Raw genomic sequence first — 16452 nt, forward strand, 5'->3', positions numbered from 1 at the left:
CAAAAAAAACAGTACGCACTTTTTAATTCCCTAGCGAGCGAAAAGTAACAAATAGATGTAGCCAAGATCGATGATAAAAAATTCTCCGCTATGGCTTTTTGATGCTTTGTGTTAAAATGGAACATATGTACGCAATCAGCAATTGGAAAGGTGACAACATGTACGAATATATTATTGGAAAAGTAACGTTTGTTAGCCCATACTATATTGTCGTTGAAACAAATGGCATTGGCTATCAGATTTCAGTCGATAACCCGTATCGCTATTCAGGAAAAATGGATACGGACATTAAACTATATCTTCACCAAGTCGTGCGGGAAGATGCACAACTTTTATTTGGTTTTGGCAGTTTAGAAGAAAAACAATTGTTCTTAAAATTAATCAGTGTCTCTGGAATTGGACCTAAAAGTGGCTTAGCTATCATGGCTTCTGTGGCTGATCATGGTGGTTTAATCAATGCAATTGAAGGGGAAGATGTTACATATTTAACGAAGTTCCCAGGTGTTGGCAAGAAAACAGCCCAACAAATGATTTTAGATTTAAAAGGAAAACTAGGCGAATTAGAGTCTTCCGAAGCAGCGGTGGCGGCCATGACCGCAACCGAAGTAGTGACAACAAGCAATCAAGCATTGGCAGAAGCGTTAGAAGCATTAAGTGCCCTAGGCTACAGTGACCGAGAGATTAAGCGTATCACTAAGCAATTGGAAGCGTTAGGTGAGACAACGACAGATGTTTATTTAAGCAATGCGTTAAAATTCATGATGAAACGCTAAGGAGGAATAACGATGACAGAAGAAGAACGGTTGCTTTCAGCTGCAAGTCAAGAAGCAGAAGCTTCAATTGAAAAATCGTTACGTCCACAATTTTTAGCACAATATATTGGTCAAGACAAAGTAAAACAAGAACTAACGATTTATATTGAAGCGGCGAAAAATCGGAATGAAGCGTTGGATCATACCCTTCTTTATGGTCCGCCAGGTTTAGGGAAAACGACAATGGCGATGGTCATCGCCAATGAAATGAATGTGAACATTCGTACCACAAGTGGACCAGCCATCGAACGGGCGGGAGATTTAGTCGCTATTTTGAACGAATTAGAGCCTGGTGATGTGTTATTTATCGATGAAATTCATCGTTTGCCGCGAGTGGTGGAAGAAATGCTGTATTCCGCAATGGAAGATTTTTACATTGATATCATGGTCGGTCAAGGAACCACGGCACATCCCGTTCATTTTCCGTTACCGCCTTTTACTTTAGTGGGCGCTACCACACGGGCAGGGATGCTTTCAGCACCATTACGAGATCGTTTTGGGATTATTTCTCACATGGAGTATTATCAAGAGCAGGATTTAAAAGAAATCGTTCTCCGTTCCGCGGATATTTTTCAAACGGAGATTTTTGAGGAAGGTGCCTTTGAAATTGCGCGCCGCTCAAGAGGAACCCCCCGAATTGCTAATCGTTTGTTAAAACGTGTCCGTGATTTTGCCCAAGTCCAATCAGATGGCAAAATCGACCGAGCGATTGCAGACAAAGCGTTAACCTTACTGCAAGTGGACCATCAAGGCTTGGATTATGTCGATCAAAAATTGTTGAAAACAATGATTGATTTATACGGCGGCGGTCCGGTTGGTTTAAGTACCTTGTCTGTAAATATCGGTGAAGAAACCGAAACGGTGGAAGATATGTATGAACCCTATCTTATTCAAAAAGGTTTCATTAAACGAACACCACGAGGACGAATTGCAACGCCATTTGCGTATGCACATTTTGGGTATGATTATTTAGAGGGTCGTAAAAATTAAAGGGTTAAATAAGAGAGAAGGGCCTTCAACAGGATAGAGTATGTTGAAGGTCTTATTTTTCATTTTTTCAAAGTTTATGTAACGGAATAAATATTCTTTTTTTGATAGACCATTATAAGTATATTAACGAATAATTTTTAAAAGTTTCATCTCTTGATAATATAAATCTTTGTAAGATAAATCAGACAGTTTGCGAGTAACTGTTTTTGATATCGGTTTGTTTTCAAAACCATTTAAAGCGGACAAAATATATAACTTAGTTGTGCAGGTATTTTTAAAATGATTTCGGATGTAGCCAAGAAGAGCGACTGCTGAGGGTGTTTCAATATTTTGATTATCTGACGGTAGAGAACACATAGAGCAAACCTGATAATTCAATGTTTTTAAATAGTTGCTGTATGAAAATTTACCTGGTGGATCACCTTCAAAATCATTTATAAAAAAGAAGAACTCTTTATTTAATAGATTGCCAGTGGGCTTGCTCAGTCCATTTAAAGTTATACTGCCTGTAGATAAAGGTTGCTCGCTAGCTAAGTAGATGTATTCTGTCAATTTTATCACCTCTTTCTTATCGATATGAATTATCGTATCATGATATAATCAAATCCGCTATATCTTAAGGTGAAATGCTAAATGGAAACAAAAGAAAGCAAGCGGTTAAGGCTTGCTTTCTTTTGTTTCACGTGAAACGTTTGTTCTTATTTAGAAGAGTGGCATATTTCAGCTGTTGTAGGTATACTGTGTTTGTAATCGCTTTTAAATTGGAGGGATCAATGTTGAATAAAGAAATCAAAGGGGCATTAATTGTTTCTTGCCAAGCGTTGGCAGACGAACCGTTGCATAGTTCTTTTATCATGTCCAAGATGGCTTTGGCCGCTAAACAAGGAGGGGCTAAAGGTATTCGAGCAAATTCTGTGGTAGACATTCGAGCAATCCGGAAAGAGGTTGATTTACCAATCATTGGGATTATTAAACGAGATTATCCTGATGCAGAAGTATATATTACTGCAACTATGCGTGAGGTAGATGAATTAATGGCTGTTCAGCCAGAAATTATCGCTCTCGATGCAACCCATTCAAAACGACCAAATGGCGAAACGTTAGCCACATTTTTCAAAAGAATAAAAGAAAAGTATCCTAACCAAGAATGGATGGCAGATTGTTCCACGCTGGAAGAGATGATTGAAGCGGCGGAGTTAGGTTTTGATTATATTGGCACAACGTTAGTCGGCTATACGCCGCAAAGTGAAAATCAGCGGATTGAACAAAATGATTTTGAACTGTTAAGAGAAGCAAAGAAGCATTTTACTACACCAATTATTGCAGAAGGAATGATTGATACGCCAGCAAAAGTCCAACGTGTTCTGGAGCTAGGTGCTTATAGCGTGGTGGTGGGATCTGTTATTACACGACCGCAAAAAATTACTGAAAAATTTGTGGAAGCTACGAAAATAAAACAGAATCAAGCATAAACTAAATACACTATCGATACACTCGTTATTTTTTGATCAATACACTTAGATACGGTCGCTTTTTTTCTAGAGAAAGTTGAATCTTTCAATAATAAAAAGGGATACACTCCATTTGGCATAGTCCTTGCTGATAATAAATCAGTGTATAAAGCGCTATCATTTTATAGGAGGGGTTTTATGAAGGGTTTATCAAAAAAGAAACGGGTGTCTACTTGGTTAGCGTTAGGAATCACCGTAGTCAGCTGTTTTGCGTTAAGCGGGGAAGTGCAAGCAAGTGTTGAAAGAACAAAAGTTGATGAATTTGCAAATGTTTTAGATGTGAGTGCATCACCAACCGAACGGACGAATGGCGTATACGATACCAATTATTTTAATAATTTTTCTGATTTAGGTGCATGGCATGGCTACTATTTACCTGAAAAAAGCAATAAAGAGCTACTGGGTGGTTTTGCGGGGCCATTGATTATTGCGGAAGAATATCCAGTAAACTTGGCGGCAAGTTTAAACAAATTAACGGTCAAAAATAAAAAAACGGGAGAAACCTATGATTTAAGCCAAAGCAACCGCATGGACCTGTCTTATTATCCTGGGCGCCTAGAGCAAACCTATGAATTAGACGATCTAACGATTCATTTAGCTTTAATTTTTGTCAGCAATCGAACGGCGCTTATCCAAACGACACTTGAAAACACTGGTGAAGAGCCCTTGTCACTTGAAGCAAGCTGGACAGGTGCGGTCTTTGACAAAATTCAAGAGGGAACGGAAACCTTAGATATTGGCACTCGTTTAACTGCTAAAGACAATGACATTCAAGTGAATTTTGGCGAAGTCAGAGAAACGTGGAATTATTTTGCTACGAAAGACACAAAATATACGATTCATCATGCGGATAAAGTTTCAACAAAAATTGATAATCGGAATTATACAGCGACCGCTGAACCAATTGAATTGAAGCCTAAACAAACGTACAACACCTATACGACAGAAAGCTATACTTTTACAAAAGAAGAAGAGGCAAAGGAACAACAACAAGCACCCGAATATACCAAAAATGCGGCGCGCTATTTCAAAGAGAACAAGCAAAGATGGCAAGGATATCTAGATAAAACGTTTGATCAAAAGAAAACAGCAGAATTTCCTGAATATCAAAATGCGCTAGTCAAATCGATTGAAACGATTAATACCAATTGGCGAAGTGCGGCAGGTGCCTTTAAGCATGACGGGATTGTTCCGTCCATGTCTTATAAATGGTTTATTGGTATGTGGGCTTGGGATTCGTGGAAAGCGGATGTAGCAACGGCTGATTTTAATCCTGAGTTAGCTAAAAATAATATGCGGGCCTTGTTTGATTATCAAATTCAAAAAGATGATACCGTACGTCCACAAGATGCAGGAGCGATCATTGATGCTGTCTTTTACAATCAAGACAGTGCGCGTGGTGGTGAAGGTGGCAACTGGAATGAACGAAATTCTAAACCACCATTGGCTGCATGGGCAGTTTGGCATATTTATCAAGAAACCAAAGATAAGGAATTTTTAAAAGAAATGTATCCCAAACTTGTGGCTTATCATAATTGGTGGTATACCAACAGAGACCACAATAAAAATGGGATAGCAGAATATGGAAGCATGGTCAGTGATGCTCACTGGCAAAAAGACGACAAGGATCAAATCATTAAAGATAAAAATGGCCAACCTAAAGTGGATGATGATGCTGTTATTGAAGCAGCTGCGTGGGAAAGTGGCATGGATAACGCTACACGGTTTGACAAAGAAGGTGTGGGCAAAGGCGACGTTGGAGTTAAAGTTTTTGAAAACAAAAATAAAGGAAAAGTAGTGGGGTATTCGATTAATCAAGAATCGGTGGATTTGAATGCGTATCTCTACGCTGAAAAGGGCTATTTAGCTTCGATAGCAGAAGAACTAGGCAAAAAAGAGGACTATAAGAACTATCAAAAAGAAGCGAAGAAACTAAAAAAATATATTCAAGAAAATATGTTTGATGAAAAAACAGGCTTCTTCTATGACTTACAAATAAATGAAGACGGCTCGAAAACAAAATTGTTAGTCAATCGTGGCAAAGGAACAGAAGGCTGGTTGCCGCTCTGGGCAAAAGTAGCGACCAAAGAACAGGCGGCGGCAGTTAAGAAAAACATGATGAATCAAGAAATGTTCAATACCTTTATGCCATTCCCAACAGCATCCAAAGACAATGAAAAATTTGCTGCAACGAAATATTGGCGGGGACCAGTTTGGCTTGATCAAGCCTTGTTTGGTGTAGAAGCTCTTCAAAACTATGACTATACAAAAGAAGCGAAAGAAATGACACAAAAACTCTTCTTACATGCTGAAGGATTGATGGGAGAAGGACCTATTCATGAAAATTATGATCCACTAACAGGGAAGGGCCTAAGTACGAAAAACTTTAGTTGGTCAGCGGCAGCATACTATTTACTGTATAAAAACACCTTATTAAGTAATAATCCCACAACGCAAACCGCTTTTGAAATAAAATAGAAAAACAGCTCTTGAGAAAATATCTCTCAAGAGCTATTTTTTTCTTCACTTGCTACAATCTGTTTCCCTCTGATTTAATTAAATGTAATTTATCTGTTTAAATAAATATATTTCAAATAATTAAATAAAATATCTAAAAATAAACGATATGTACTTTTATTAAAAATGTTATTTAATAAAAATGAAATAGATATTAAATGGAATTGATTGTACAATGGTTAGTGAAGAGTGGGTTTAACGAAATAGTGTAATAAGGAATAAGCTGATATTAAAACCAAACATATGCGACACCTCCTTCTCTGTTAGTTCTATTGAATTCTATTATAGAACATTTCTTTTGGTTTTTTCAAGGGAAGTTAAGTATATAAGTTTTTGTGATTATCAAAATATTACAATATTATAATTATGGAAATAATAAAAATGAATATTTCGAAATATTTATTAATGTTTTCTCTGATTTTGTTTAATTTGTACAGGTATTGTTGGGTCTTTACGTTAATAAAAAAATAATATTTAATATTATTTTTGTTATAAAAGGAGGATATTATGGATGTGCTAGGTGCTCTAAAATATTTTAGAAAAAAGAAAAAAATTGCTCAGAAAGATGTTTTGCCAAAAAAGGGGAAACAAACCTATCGAAGAATCGAAATTGGTGAAGCCAAGCTAAGTTACGAGGATTTAATGACGGCATTACAGTCATTGGGGATTACTTTTAATGAATTTTTTTTTATGGTATCTGATACGAGAATCATGGCTTCTTCAGAAGTCAAACATCAAATTGAATGTTGTCAAATGGGGTTGAACAATACAAGTGAAAAAAAGAATCTGATTCATTATTTTTATCAATTAGAGCGCAATCCTCATAAAAATGCGTTGGAAATGTCTATTTACACAGATATTAAATTAACGTTTAGTAATGATTGGGAGGAAATTCCAGAATTTGATGAAACCGATCGAATGGTAATTCTCGCGCTTATCTCTAGCAAAAGCTACTATACATACTACGATTATCAAATGGTGACTAATCCTGCCGCCTTGTTTTCTGAAAATGAAGTCCTTCAGATTCTTGAGCAGATGTTTCCTGTCAAAGATGCTGAATTACGTGATACCCAAACACTAAATGTTGCCTATGGTTTTTACCTAAATATCATTACTGGGGAACTTTATAAGAAAAATTATGCGAAAGCCCGGGAATATTTAGCGCTAGTGAGTGTTACCACGATTCCTGCTGAAATCTACTATATTCATTTTAACTTACGTTACTTAAAAAACCTTACGTATTATCTGTACACTGGCAAAATGAGATATTATAAAGAAGTAATCGCCGTTATTGATATGATTGAAAGCTTTGGCGATGTACGTTTGGCGGAAGGCATGAAAAAAGAAATGCTTCAGCTGACGGCTGGTCGGACATTTAATTTAGAAAAAGGTCAGTTTCCATTGAATATTGTCACTGAAAAATAAAAAGCACCCCCCGCAAGGTCAAACTTGCGGGGGGGTGCTTATGTTAAACAATAATGTTATCTCTAATCATATCTAAATCTTTAATCAAAATTTTGCGGTTACGTAGTTCAATTGCCCCTAACTCTTTTAGTTGCTGCATCATCCGGTTAACGCTACTAGCAGAAGTTATCCCACAAAAATGCGCAATTTCTTCATTGGTCACCACGAAATCAATTAAAATACCTTCCTCTGTTTCTACGCCAAATGAATCGTACATTTCATAGATTTGTGTACAAACGGCCCCAAATTTGCCATTCATCAACATTTGCTGCATCTTTTTCATGGAATGCATTAAACGGTCCCGATAGTATTCTTTGACATACATTTGCAAGTCTTTACTATTATTGATATCCCGCCAAAATTGAACACGGTCGATTTGGTAAAGTTCTGCTTGTGGAGATTCGATGCGAATATTAAAAGGTGCATCAATAAATTCTGAATATTCATCACGTAGCAATGAAACAATTTCCAAATTGTTGATATAACGTAAATTAAATTCACGACCGTCTTTGGAAATAACGCTAGTTTTGATGATGCCACTTTTTAAAATATAGGCATAACGATCTTGCAGTCCTTCATAAGTTAAATAATTTTTCTTCTTTTTTACAACGACTCGAAAGGAATGTTCATCTAAGTAGTCTTGTAAAACATTTCTCATTGGCGGTAACTCCTCAATTATCTCTAAATATTTTTGTTTTTGCCTGTTGGGCTTCTTTCTTATTTAAGCGAATTGGACATCATATGTCAATAACAAATGTTGATAAAACAGGTCAATTAAACGCTATTTTGAAAAATAAAATCAGCTTTTAGATAATTTTGCCAAAAATTTCGCTTAATGAGTATTAAAAATATTTTTTTATTTTATGTGCTCAAATATTTTTCAAAAAGAAAAAATTGTATTAAGGTAATAGTAGAAAGGGAGGAGATTTAATGACAGAACCAAACTTAAAAGACCCAAGAAAGTTATTTTATAGTGATGGATTTCCGCAACAAGATCAAGAAACTCCCGCATTACAGGACAAAATGGTCCCTAAACCAGATTGTGGGGAAGGCAGCTATGTCGGAAATCACAAATTAGAAAATCGTCGGGTATTAATTACAGGCGGTGATTCTGGGATTGGACGAGCTGCGGCGATTGCTTTTGCTCGCGAAGGTGCAGATATCGCATTACATTTTTTCCCAGGTGAAGAAAAAGACGCCGAAGAAGTGGCGCACTATATACGAGAAGCTGGCCGAAAAGTCTTTCTTTTGCCAGCAGATTTAAGAGATAAACAGGCACCTGAAGAATTGGTTGCACAAGCTCGTGAATCTTTAGGCGGCTTGGATACCCTCGTTTTAAATGCAGCCCAACAAATTTCCTGTGCCGCTATTGAAGAATTACCAATGGAACAAGTGATAGACACTTTCCATGTCAATATTATTGCGATGTTTGGTATTGTCAAAGCAGCAGTGCCTCACTTGCCTGCCGGAAGTAGCATTGTGACAACGACTTCCGTCCAAGCTTTTAATCCCAGTGAGCATTTGTTGGATTATGCAGCAACGAAGGCATCAATTGCCAACTTTACCGTTGGTTTAGCAAAACAACTGGCACCAAAAGGCATTCGGGTAAATGGCGTGGCTCCAGGACCAATCTGGACACCGTTACAGTTAGATCATGGACAACCAATTGAAGAGTTACCAGAATTTGGGCAACATTCTTTACTGGAACGTGCGGGTCAGCCTGCTGAATTAGCCCCTGTTTATGTTTTCTTGGCGTCCAATGATGCAAGTTATGTTACGGCTCAAGTTTATGGCGTAACTGGTGGAGAAGCAATTAATCTTTAGGAGGGATGTTCCGTGAATAAAGTTGTTAAAATACTTTTGCTTCTAGGTTCACTGATTTTAATGGCATTATTTGGCGCGGTGGCCATCACCACTTGGTCAGCCGATACAGCTTGGCAACCACCAGATAATGTCCAATGGTTCTTGCAAGACAACGAGTACGCACGTCAAGCAATCTTTTGGGTAGCGCTGGTTTTACTAGGAATTATGCTCTTTCTATTTTTATTCATTCTTTTATTCCCAAGAAGAAAAGGCACGTTTGAATTAAAAGAAGAGCAAGGAAAGTTAGTGTTACACCGTAAAGCCATCGAAGGATTTGTACGCTCTAGCTTGCAAGACAGTGACTTTCTGGAAGCACCAACCATTCGTGTAAAGGCGACAAAACGGCACATTAAGGTCAATGTCAAAGGCACACTGAAACGAACGGCAGATTTAATTGGACAAACAGAAGCTTGGTCAAAAACAATGGAAGAACGGCTTGCTCGTTTGGTGGGAACTGGTCACAAGATTACGATTGATGTTCATTTTGAAGATATTCAATCAATGAAACGACCACAACAACAGCAAACACAAGCACGTGTGGAGTAGGAGGGATGTACAATGGTTGAATGGATAAAACAATATGCCGTTCCGTTAATTGGTGGCCTAGTCGGCTTGGTTTTTGCAATCTTGTTTCTGTCAATCGGCTTCTTTAAAACATTGTTAGTAGTACTCCTGACAGGACTAGGTATTTGGCTAGGTTTGTATTTGGAACAGACAGGCATTGTCAAAAATTATTTTCATCATAAATAGGAGGTTTTGGCTATGGAAAATGCAAATGTATCGATTGTTAAAGGTGAGTTGACGTTTGAGGATAAAGTAATCCAAAAAATTATTGGCATTGCTTTGGAAGAAGTCGACGGTTTGTTAACTGTGGACGGTGGTTTTTTCTCGAATTTACGAGATAAAATGATTAATAGTGAAGATGTTACAACAGGCATTCACACCGAGGTCGGCAAAAAACAAGTCGCAGTGGATATGGACATTGTAGCCGAATACGGGAAAGATATCGAGACCATTTATGATCAAATGAAAGAGGTTATTACTCGCGAAGTCCAACAAATGACTCACTTGGAAGTAATCGAAGTCAATGTCAACGTAGTAGATATCAAAACACAAGCAGAGTACCAAGAAGAAAGTGAAACGGTCCAAGATAAACTTGGCAACGCCGCTGAAGCGACAGGTAGTTTTATGTCAAAACAAACCAATAAAGCCAAACATGCGGTAACTAAAGGCAAGACAAAAGTCAAAGAAAACACGGCACCTCGTGTTCAATAATTGGTTATTATTTTATTAAAAATAAAGCAATAATAGAAGAAACTAGGAGGAATGAACCATGAGTAACGAAAAATTCAATAATGTACCAAAACCAGCAGGAAACGGACCACACACACCAGAAGATCATGCAATCAAAGGTGAATTAACATTTGAAGATAAAGTCGTTCAAAAAATTATCGGTTTAGCCTTAGAAAATGTCGATGGTCTATTAACAGTCGATGGCGGCTTTTTCTCAAATATTGCTGAAAAATTAGTAAACACAGATAACGTCACAGCGGGTATTGATACCGAAGTTGGTAAAAAACAAGTCGCTGTTGATATGGATATCGTAGTAGAATACGGCAAAGATATTCAAGACATTTACGAAAAAATGAAAGAATTAATCAGCCGTGAAGTGAAAAAAATGACCCACTTAGATGTGATTGAAGTGAATGTTAACGTAGTTGATATCAAATCAAAAGAAGAATACGAAGAAGATAGCGAAACGGTTCAAGATAAAGTCACAGGCGCTGCCAAAAGTACCGGTGAATTTGCTTCTGAACAAACAGAAAAAGCAAAAAAAGCTGTGAATAAAGGAACAGAACAAGTCAAAGAAAATATGGAACCACGTGTAGAATAAACAGTTAAAGGGAGGAAACAATCATGGGCTTTATTTGGGCATTAATTGTCGGTGGTGTCATTGGGGCAATCGCTGGAGCAATTACTAAAAAAGGATCATCGATGGGTATTATTGCCAATATCATTGCAGGGTTAGTTGGTTCAACAATTGGTCAAGCCATTTTAGGCACATGGGGACCAAGCTTAGCTGGGATGGCTATTGTGCCATCGATTATCGGGGCAGTGATTTTAGTTGCCATCGTTTCATGGATTTTAGGACGAAAATAGAGAAAGTTTAAAAAAATAGGGCATAAGTCGTTTCGGCTTATGTCCTATTTTTCTTTTTCTATGTATGAGGAAGTTTCGTATGAAAAGTAAATTTTGAGCAATTAGCCAAGAGCTTATTTTAATTAAAATCATTAGTCATTTTGGCTTTTCAACAAAAATCAACAACATTTGTTGAAGTTATTTGTAGATAACGTTTATCATTCACAAATTTACATTTTTTTGTAACGGATATCTCGTATAGTAATAACTGCAAATGAATTTCAGAAAATTTTTTGATAAGTCATCAAAGTGAGGGGATAGCGGTCTTTTACTGAAAAATAGCAACACAAAATAAACAGAACAAAAGAGAGAGGAATTCAAAGAATTATGACAGAACAAACACCAACAAAGCTTTTGAATAAAGGCTTTATCAGTATTACAGTGATTAATTTCATTGTCTATCTTGTTTATTATTTATTAATGGTTATTATTGCGGTGATTGCGCAAGATAGCTTACACGCTACTTTAGGTCAAGCTGGTTTGGCCTCAGGAATTTACATCATCGGGACATTGCTTGCACGACTTTTCATGGGGAAACTCCTTGAACTGATTGGGCGCAAACAAGTCTTACGTTATGGGGCTTTGTTTTATCTTTTAACGACTGTTGCGTATATGTATATGCCAAGTATGGGCATTCTTTATCTGGTCCGTTTTTTAAATGGGTTTGGTTACGGAACCGTTTCGACAGCGACCAACGCAATTGTTACCGCCTATATCCCTAAAAACAAAAAAGGGGAAGGGATCAATTATTATGGGTTGAGTACTAGTTTAGCAGCCGGCATTGGGCCATTTATTGGGATGTTATTGTTAAATGTTTCCAACTTCCATGTCATTATTAACTTTTCAATTATTTTAATTTTGTTAACAACCATTGCTTGCTTCATTTTCCCAGTGAAAAATATTGAGTTAACACCTGAACATCGTGAAGCTTTATCTAAATGGAATTTTGATAGTTTTGTTGAAAAGAAAGTTTTATTTATTACATTTATCGCCTTTTTAATGGGGCTTGCTTATTCAAGTGTCTTATCTTTCTTATCTTCTTATGTCAAAGTAATCGATTTAGTTGACGTCAGCACCTTCTTCTTTATCGTCTATGCGGTCGTGATTACCTTAACACGTCCATTGACAGGTCGGATTTTCGATGTCAAAGGGGAACGCTACGTCATGTATCCGAGCTACATTTTCTTAACACTAGGCTTATTCTTATTAAGTATGACTACGTCTGGTTGGATGTTATTAGTTTCAGGTGGGTTAATTGGCTTAGGTTATGGTACTTTCATGTCAAATGGCCAAGCGGTTTGTCTTCAAGAAAGCCCAAGTCCTCACCGTATCGGGATTGCTTTATCGACTTATTTCATCGGTTTAGACCTTGGATTAGGGGTTGGTCCGTACGTTTTAGGTGAATTACGTAACTTTATGTCATTCCAACAAATGTACTTCTTAGCAGGCTGTATCCCAATCGTTTGTACCATTTTATATATGGTCTTCCACAAAGCTAAAAATGATGCCAAAGATTTGTCTCTTGAAACGATTGAAGAGATTGAACACGGCTCAGAACTATAAATGGACAAGGAGTGATTTCAATGCCTAACGATGAACGGATTTTAAAAGTTTTACAACAAACACTAACGGAAATTCAACGCATGAACACGCGTTTAGCTAAAATTGAAACAGAGTTAGCCGATGTCGATCAACATCACGCGACTTTGGATCATTACTTGCAAGAGCTAGAATTGGTGACAGAAAATAACAACGTCATGTAAAATGAGTAGTTAGTAAATGAATGTTCTACGTTTCGGTATCACTAGAGTGGAACATTGAAAATTTTCGTAAAAAACGCCAAAAGGTAGCAGTTTTTCTGCTACCTTTTGGCGTTTTTTGTAATTTAAAGAAAATAAGCAAGAAGAGCGTGGGACAAAAATCACTTTGGATTTTTGCTCCATGCTCAAAAACTGATAAACGGCGGGAACAGAAGCAACTCCTTCGGAAATAAGCCGAAATTCTCCAAAAATTAAAGAACAATTTTCGGAAATTCCTTCTTATTTCTCGGAGCTAAACACTTATGTCCCGACCTCCTCTTGCTTATTTTTATCACTTAAAATGTTTCACGTGAAAACTTTTAAAAGTGGCGTGGACTTTGTTTGGTGACAATTTGTGTATTTAAATTTTCTAAGCTTTGCGCTAGTTCACCAATGCTAGCGGAAAAATCAACATAATAAGTGGGAACCGTTGATTTGACACTAACTTCTGAAAAGATATCTGTAATAATTACATCGAAAGGCTTTTCTGGTGAAGCGACAAAAATTAATTTTTTATCCACGGCTTTACTTAGCTTTTCATAAAGGGTATCTAAAATTAAATTACTTTGATTGGTCCTTACTAAGACACGAATCGGTGGTAAAGATTTCGTTTTCAATGTACAAAAAAGAATAAACAAGCAGTCAACTAACAATTTTTCATTGCCAATCAATGTCGGAAGCATTTCAATTGTAAGGCGCTTCACATCTTTGTAGAGACTTGGATTTTTTTGAAGTGCTTCTTTTAAAAAGCTTTCTTGCACAAATGGATTGGCAATCGTGACAAAGGTCTTAAAAAAGACACTTAAATTTTGGATAGAAGTATATAGATAAAGATACTCGTGAAATGTCAATTTAATTTGATAAAAAGACGTTAGTTGATAAATGATCTCTTTAATGGGTGAGCCTAATAGCTGGACCATATGCATCCGTGCTGCAGGAATTTCCAAGACATCTTGTGTGGCGTAGCTGACACTAATCGTCAATAAGAAAAAGGCAAAAAGGCCTTCTTTTTGTATAAATTTTGTTGGAACTTGGTGTAAGGCTTCTTCTTTAAAAAACAATTCAAATTCACTCAGATTAACAAAGGGATTAACAATCGCTTCTTCCTCCACGAAAGTTTCTTTGATAAAAAAGCCCTCTTTCCAACGCGCTAAAATCACAGCAGAAAAAATTAAGTCTTTTGTAAAATCTTGTGTTGTATTGAAAGAAACAGAGTGTTTTAAACGTCGAAAGAGACTATGGACTTCTTTTTTAGTAATCGTGTACAACGGCCAATCCCCTTCAGAGTAATTGTTCCAAAAAAGCATCATAAAGAAAATCCGGATATCTTTTTCTTTGCCCACCAACACATTGGTACGTTTTAAATTGATTTCAATCTGATATTTTTGGAGCCATTGGTTTAATTGTCCAATTTTTCGCGTAAAGGTTGATGAAGAAATTTCTAGGACTTTTTCAAAATGTTTGCTATCAATTGCATTATGGTTAAAGGCATAGGTCAGTACTTGATACGCGAAACTTTTTTTGACAAAGTAGGGCATCAAAAACGACAGTTGGAAATAGGGTGCAAACCAAAATGTGATTTCTTTGGCATTTGCTGATAAAGAAAATAAGTTCTCCCAGCCGTTTTTTTCAATTTCTGTTTGGAGCAAAGCTACAGATTGTAGAATGGTATTTTGTTGCATTTTTAATTGAGTCGCTAAAGTAGAAATCGCCAATGTTTGTTCTTCTGCTTCACGACGTTCGAGTAACTCTTCTAAAAGAGCAAAACTTTTACGATAAGGTACATCAAGTAACCCTGTTAACATCCGATTCCCTCCAAACTGTTTTCCCCACGCAATTTAGCAAAATAAATTTTGCGAACTACTTGTTTTAGGTTATAGTATTCGTCTAAATAAGGAACGGGATGCCAATAAAAAGTTTTACTGGCGTGAAAAAGCGGATTATTTTTGTCAGTAATGACTAAGTCAGGCACTTCTTGAATATGATTAACAAATTTCAAAGGAACATCGCAATAATTATTGATTTCCTTCGCTAACCAATTTTCTTGTATCTGATTAATAGATGAATGAAGTAAAATTTTAACAGGAATTTGTTTATTTAATAAAACGCTCCGAATAATTAAAAAAATGGTTTCTTTAAATAACGCATCTAGTGGATGTTGTTTGTCAAAAGGCAAACGCTTTAAGAAATAGTTGGTTGTTCGTGAAACATTTGGGTATTGTTTTTCATACAAAGAGACATTAGCAACCTCATAGCTCAATTCCTCTTCCACAGGGAAATGAATCAGTCGTTCACTGGCATTGGATAAATTAACCAACAAAAAGACCACTTCTATTGCGCTTAAATCCAACTGTAATTGCGTACATTTTTCAAAAATCCAAGTAGCGTGTGGACTGTTATCCATTCCCATGATCGCTAAGTTGGCAAAGTTGATGGTTTCCATTTGGACCAGAGAGTACATCGTTAATGTGCTGAAGAAATCATAATAAAAATGAATCTCAGCTTGCCAAGTGTCAGGTTCTTTTTGTTCATCAATAAAACAATCATTCACTAATAATTGGAATTCTGAATAAGGAAAGGCCAAATTAATAGCAGCAACTTCTGGATAATTGGTGATTGTAAAACCGGATTGATAACGGAGTAAACCTATGGACATAATTAATTTTAATTTGCGTAAATCAGTATATGTAAAGTAAGGGTAACGGTTTTTGATGATTTCAATGAAGTTCTGCAATTGTGCTTGATTAGTCTTAGATAGAAATGGTACTAGAGAAGTTCCTGAAATGAAGAATAAGGAATAAAAGAAACTGCGAAAATCTTTCTCGTTACCACAAATTTTTTCTCGTCTTTTTAAGTTTAAATAACAATTAAATCTAGCTAGATGATTATTTAAACGGTCACTGACTTGTTTAAAAATAGAAAAGTTAATAAAGTGCTCTTCACAAAAATCTTTGGCTGAAGTGTAGCGTTTTAAAAGTAAATCCAGGGCTAGCATATAGGTTAGTGACCCGCGGACAACAGCTTCTTTCATTAACTCAATCGGGATATTTTCATCGGCGACTAATTCTATGGACTGTTGATTATTAATGATGCGAATATGTACATTTTCATGTGTATTGACTCGAGAAATTAACAAAGTTAATTGATTCAATAAATTGTTGATATTGTAATGGGAAAATTCATATTTTCGTCGGAGTACTTGCATGGGGACTTTTTCTTTACTGTCATACAAGTATTCAATTAGGGAAAGTAACTGAATTTCCTGTTTGGTTAATAAGTTATACATAATAACCACCT

Annotated in this window: 17 protein-coding genes; 13 read left to right on the plus strand and 4 right to left on the minus strand. The window is 36.5% G+C overall.

From position 1 onward, the window contains the following. Nucleotides 1-158 precede the first annotated feature (158 nt). Together ruvA and ruvB are read left to right on the plus strand one after the other, a co-directional pair. Nucleotides 159-773, plus strand: a complete 615-nt coding sequence (gene ruvA, locus IGI63_RS09970) for a Holliday junction branch migration protein RuvA (RefSeq protein ID WP_002361491.1) — start codon at nucleotides 159-161, stop codon at nucleotides 771-773. Between the two features lie 12 nt (nucleotides 774-785). After that, nucleotides 786-1802 (plus strand): Holliday junction branch migration DNA helicase RuvB, encoded by a 1017-nt coding sequence (ruvB, locus tag IGI63_RS09975; protein WP_002381340.1) that lies wholly within the window; start codon nucleotides 786-788, stop codon nucleotides 1800-1802. Nucleotides 1803-1925: 123 nt separating this feature from the next. Here ruvB and IGI63_RS09980 read toward each other — a convergent pair whose 3' ends face one another. After that, on the minus strand, nucleotides 1926-2363 hold the full coding sequence (locus tag IGI63_RS09980; RefSeq protein WP_002388691.1) for a hypothetical protein: 438 nt from the start codon (nucleotides 2361-2363) through the stop codon (nucleotides 1926-1928). A 212-nt stretch (nucleotides 2364-2575) separates the two neighbouring features. Here IGI63_RS09980 and IGI63_RS09985 point away from each other — a divergent pair, with 212 nt between their 5' ends. The 3 genes from IGI63_RS09985 (at nucleotide 2576) to IGI63_RS09995 (ending at nucleotide 7255) form a co-directional block, all read left to right on the plus strand. Next, nucleotides 2576-3274 carry an N-acetylmannosamine-6-phosphate 2-epimerase gene (locus tag IGI63_RS09985; protein WP_002370615.1) on the plus strand — a complete coding sequence of 233 codons (699 nt, stop codon included), beginning with the start codon at nucleotides 2576-2578 and terminating at the stop codon, nucleotides 3272-3274. A gap of 177 nt (nucleotides 3275-3451) precedes the next feature. Continuing rightward, nucleotides 3452-5791, plus strand: coding sequence for an alpha-glucosidase (gene ygjK, locus IGI63_RS09990; protein ID WP_002386404.1), 2340 nt, complete (start codon nucleotides 3452-3454; stop codon nucleotides 5789-5791). Nucleotides 5792-6337: 546 nt separating this feature from the next. After that, entirely contained in the window at nucleotides 6338-7255 is a 918-nt protein-coding gene (locus IGI63_RS09995) for a helix-turn-helix domain-containing protein (protein WP_002367583.1), read from the plus strand. Between the two features lie 43 nt (nucleotides 7256-7298). Here the strand turns inward: IGI63_RS09995 and IGI63_RS10000 are convergent, their stop codons facing one another. Then, entirely contained in the window at nucleotides 7299-7952 is a 654-nt protein-coding gene (locus IGI63_RS10000; protein ID WP_002356081.1) for a Crp/Fnr family transcriptional regulator, read from the minus strand. 272 nt (nucleotides 7953-8224) lie between these two features. Between IGI63_RS10000 and IGI63_RS10005 the strand changes: the two genes are divergently transcribed. The 8 genes from IGI63_RS10005 (at nucleotide 8225) to IGI63_RS10040 (ending at nucleotide 13119) form a co-directional block, all read left to right on the plus strand. Continuing rightward, nucleotides 8225-9118: an SDR family oxidoreductase gene (locus IGI63_RS10005; RefSeq protein ID WP_429975743.1), complete on the plus strand. Its 894-nt coding sequence runs from the start codon at nucleotides 8225-8227 to the stop codon at nucleotides 9116-9118. A 12-nt stretch (nucleotides 9119-9130) separates the two neighbouring features. Beyond that, the gene (gene amaP, locus IGI63_RS10010) at nucleotides 9131-9703 is read left to right on the plus strand and encodes an alkaline shock response membrane anchor protein AmaP (protein ID WP_429975744.1); all 573 of its coding nucleotides are present in this window, start codon (nucleotides 9131-9133) and stop codon (nucleotides 9701-9703) included. A 12-nt stretch (nucleotides 9704-9715) separates the two neighbouring features. After that, a complete protein-coding gene (locus tag IGI63_RS10015; protein ID WP_002356087.1) occupies nucleotides 9716-9907 on the plus strand; it encodes a DUF2273 domain-containing protein in 192 nt (63 codons plus the stop codon). A gap of 12 nt (nucleotides 9908-9919) precedes the next feature. Then, nucleotides 9920-10432: an Asp23/Gls24 family envelope stress response protein gene (locus IGI63_RS10020; protein WP_002383483.1), complete on the plus strand. Its 513-nt coding sequence runs from the start codon at nucleotides 9920-9922 to the stop codon at nucleotides 10430-10432. Between the two features lie 58 nt (nucleotides 10433-10490). Beyond that, nucleotides 10491-11051 carry an Asp23/Gls24 family envelope stress response protein gene (locus tag IGI63_RS10025; protein ID WP_002356090.1) on the plus strand — a complete coding sequence of 187 codons (561 nt, stop codon included), beginning with the start codon at nucleotides 10491-10493 and terminating at the stop codon, nucleotides 11049-11051. 23 nt (nucleotides 11052-11074) lie between these two features. Beyond that, nucleotides 11075-11317, plus strand: a complete 243-nt coding sequence (locus IGI63_RS10030; protein ID WP_002356092.1) for a GlsB/YeaQ/YmgE family stress response membrane protein — start codon at nucleotides 11075-11077, stop codon at nucleotides 11315-11317. A 366-nt stretch (nucleotides 11318-11683) separates the two neighbouring features. Continuing rightward, the gene (locus IGI63_RS10035; RefSeq protein WP_353973448.1) at nucleotides 11684-12919 is read left to right on the plus strand and encodes an MFS transporter; all 1236 of its coding nucleotides are present in this window, start codon (nucleotides 11684-11686) and stop codon (nucleotides 12917-12919) included. A 20-nt stretch (nucleotides 12920-12939) separates the two neighbouring features. Then, on the plus strand, nucleotides 12940-13119 hold the full coding sequence (locus IGI63_RS10040; protein ID WP_429975745.1) for a hypothetical protein: 180 nt from the start codon (nucleotides 12940-12942) through the stop codon (nucleotides 13117-13119). Nucleotides 13120-13475: 356 nt separating this feature from the next. Here IGI63_RS10040 and IGI63_RS10045 read toward each other — a convergent pair whose 3' ends face one another. Both IGI63_RS10045 and IGI63_RS10050 read right to left on the minus strand, forming a co-directional pair. Next, nucleotides 13476-14960, minus strand: a complete 1485-nt coding sequence (locus IGI63_RS10045; RefSeq protein ID WP_010709082.1) for a helix-turn-helix domain-containing protein — start codon at nucleotides 14958-14960, stop codon at nucleotides 13476-13478. Then, entirely contained in the window at nucleotides 14954-16441 is a 1488-nt protein-coding gene (locus IGI63_RS10050; RefSeq protein WP_002381348.1) for a helix-turn-helix domain-containing protein, read from the minus strand. The genes IGI63_RS10045 and IGI63_RS10050 overlap by 7 nt, the downstream gene beginning before the upstream one ends. Nucleotides 16442-16452 lie beyond the last annotated feature (11 nt).

Origin of the sequence: Enterococcus sp. DIV0086 (assembly GCF_050498705.1) — a bacterium.
GTDB classification, from domain to species: Bacteria; Bacillota; Bacilli; order Lactobacillales; family Enterococcaceae; genus Enterococcus; species Enterococcus faecalis.

Bases quoted from the DNA above. Each gene is read 5' to 3' on its own strand.
- IGI63_RS09995 (WP_002367583.1), top strand. From the start codon at position 6,338: ATGGATGTGCTAGGTGCTCTAAAATATTTTAGAAAAAAGAAAAAAATT.
- IGI63_RS10005 (WP_429975743.1), top strand. From the start codon at position 8,225: ATGACAGAACCAAACTTAAAAGACCCAAGAAAGTTATTTTATAGTGAT.
- IGI63_RS10045 (WP_010709082.1), bottom strand. From the start codon at position 14,960: ATGTTAACAGGGTTACTTGATGTACCTTATCGTAAAAGTTTTGCTCTT.
- IGI63_RS10025 (WP_002356090.1), top strand. From the start codon at position 10,491: ATGAGTAACGAAAAATTCAATAATGTACCAAAACCAGCAGGAAACGGA.
- IGI63_RS10030 (WP_002356092.1), top strand. From the start codon at position 11,075: ATGGGCTTTATTTGGGCATTAATTGTCGGTGGTGTCATTGGGGCAATC.
- IGI63_RS10050 (WP_002381348.1), bottom strand. From the start codon at position 16,441: ATGTATAACTTATTAACCAAACAGGAAATTCAGTTACTTTCCCTAATT.
- ruvA (WP_002361491.1), top strand. From the start codon at position 159: ATGTACGAATATATTATTGGAAAAGTAACGTTTGTTAGCCCATACTAT.
- IGI63_RS10000 (WP_002356081.1), bottom strand. From the start codon at position 7,952: ATGAGAAATGTTTTACAAGACTACTTAGATGAACATTCCTTTCGAGTC.
- IGI63_RS10035 (WP_353973448.1), top strand. From the start codon at position 11,684: ATGACAGAACAAACACCAACAAAGCTTTTGAATAAAGGCTTTATCAGT.
- IGI63_RS10040 (WP_429975745.1), top strand. From the start codon at position 12,940: ATGCCTAACGATGAACGGATTTTAAAAGTTTTACAACAAACACTAACG.
- IGI63_RS10020 (WP_002383483.1), top strand. From the start codon at position 9,920: ATGGAAAATGCAAATGTATCGATTGTTAAAGGTGAGTTGACGTTTGAG.
- ruvB (WP_002381340.1), top strand. From the start codon at position 786: ATGACAGAAGAAGAACGGTTGCTTTCAGCTGCAAGTCAAGAAGCAGAA.
- ygjK (WP_002386404.1), top strand. From the start codon at position 3,452: ATGAAGGGTTTATCAAAAAAGAAACGGGTGTCTACTTGGTTAGCGTTA.
- IGI63_RS09985 (WP_002370615.1), top strand. From the start codon at position 2,576: ATGTTGAATAAAGAAATCAAAGGGGCATTAATTGTTTCTTGCCAAGCG.
- IGI63_RS10015 (WP_002356087.1), top strand. From the start codon at position 9,716: ATGGTTGAATGGATAAAACAATATGCCGTTCCGTTAATTGGTGGCCTA.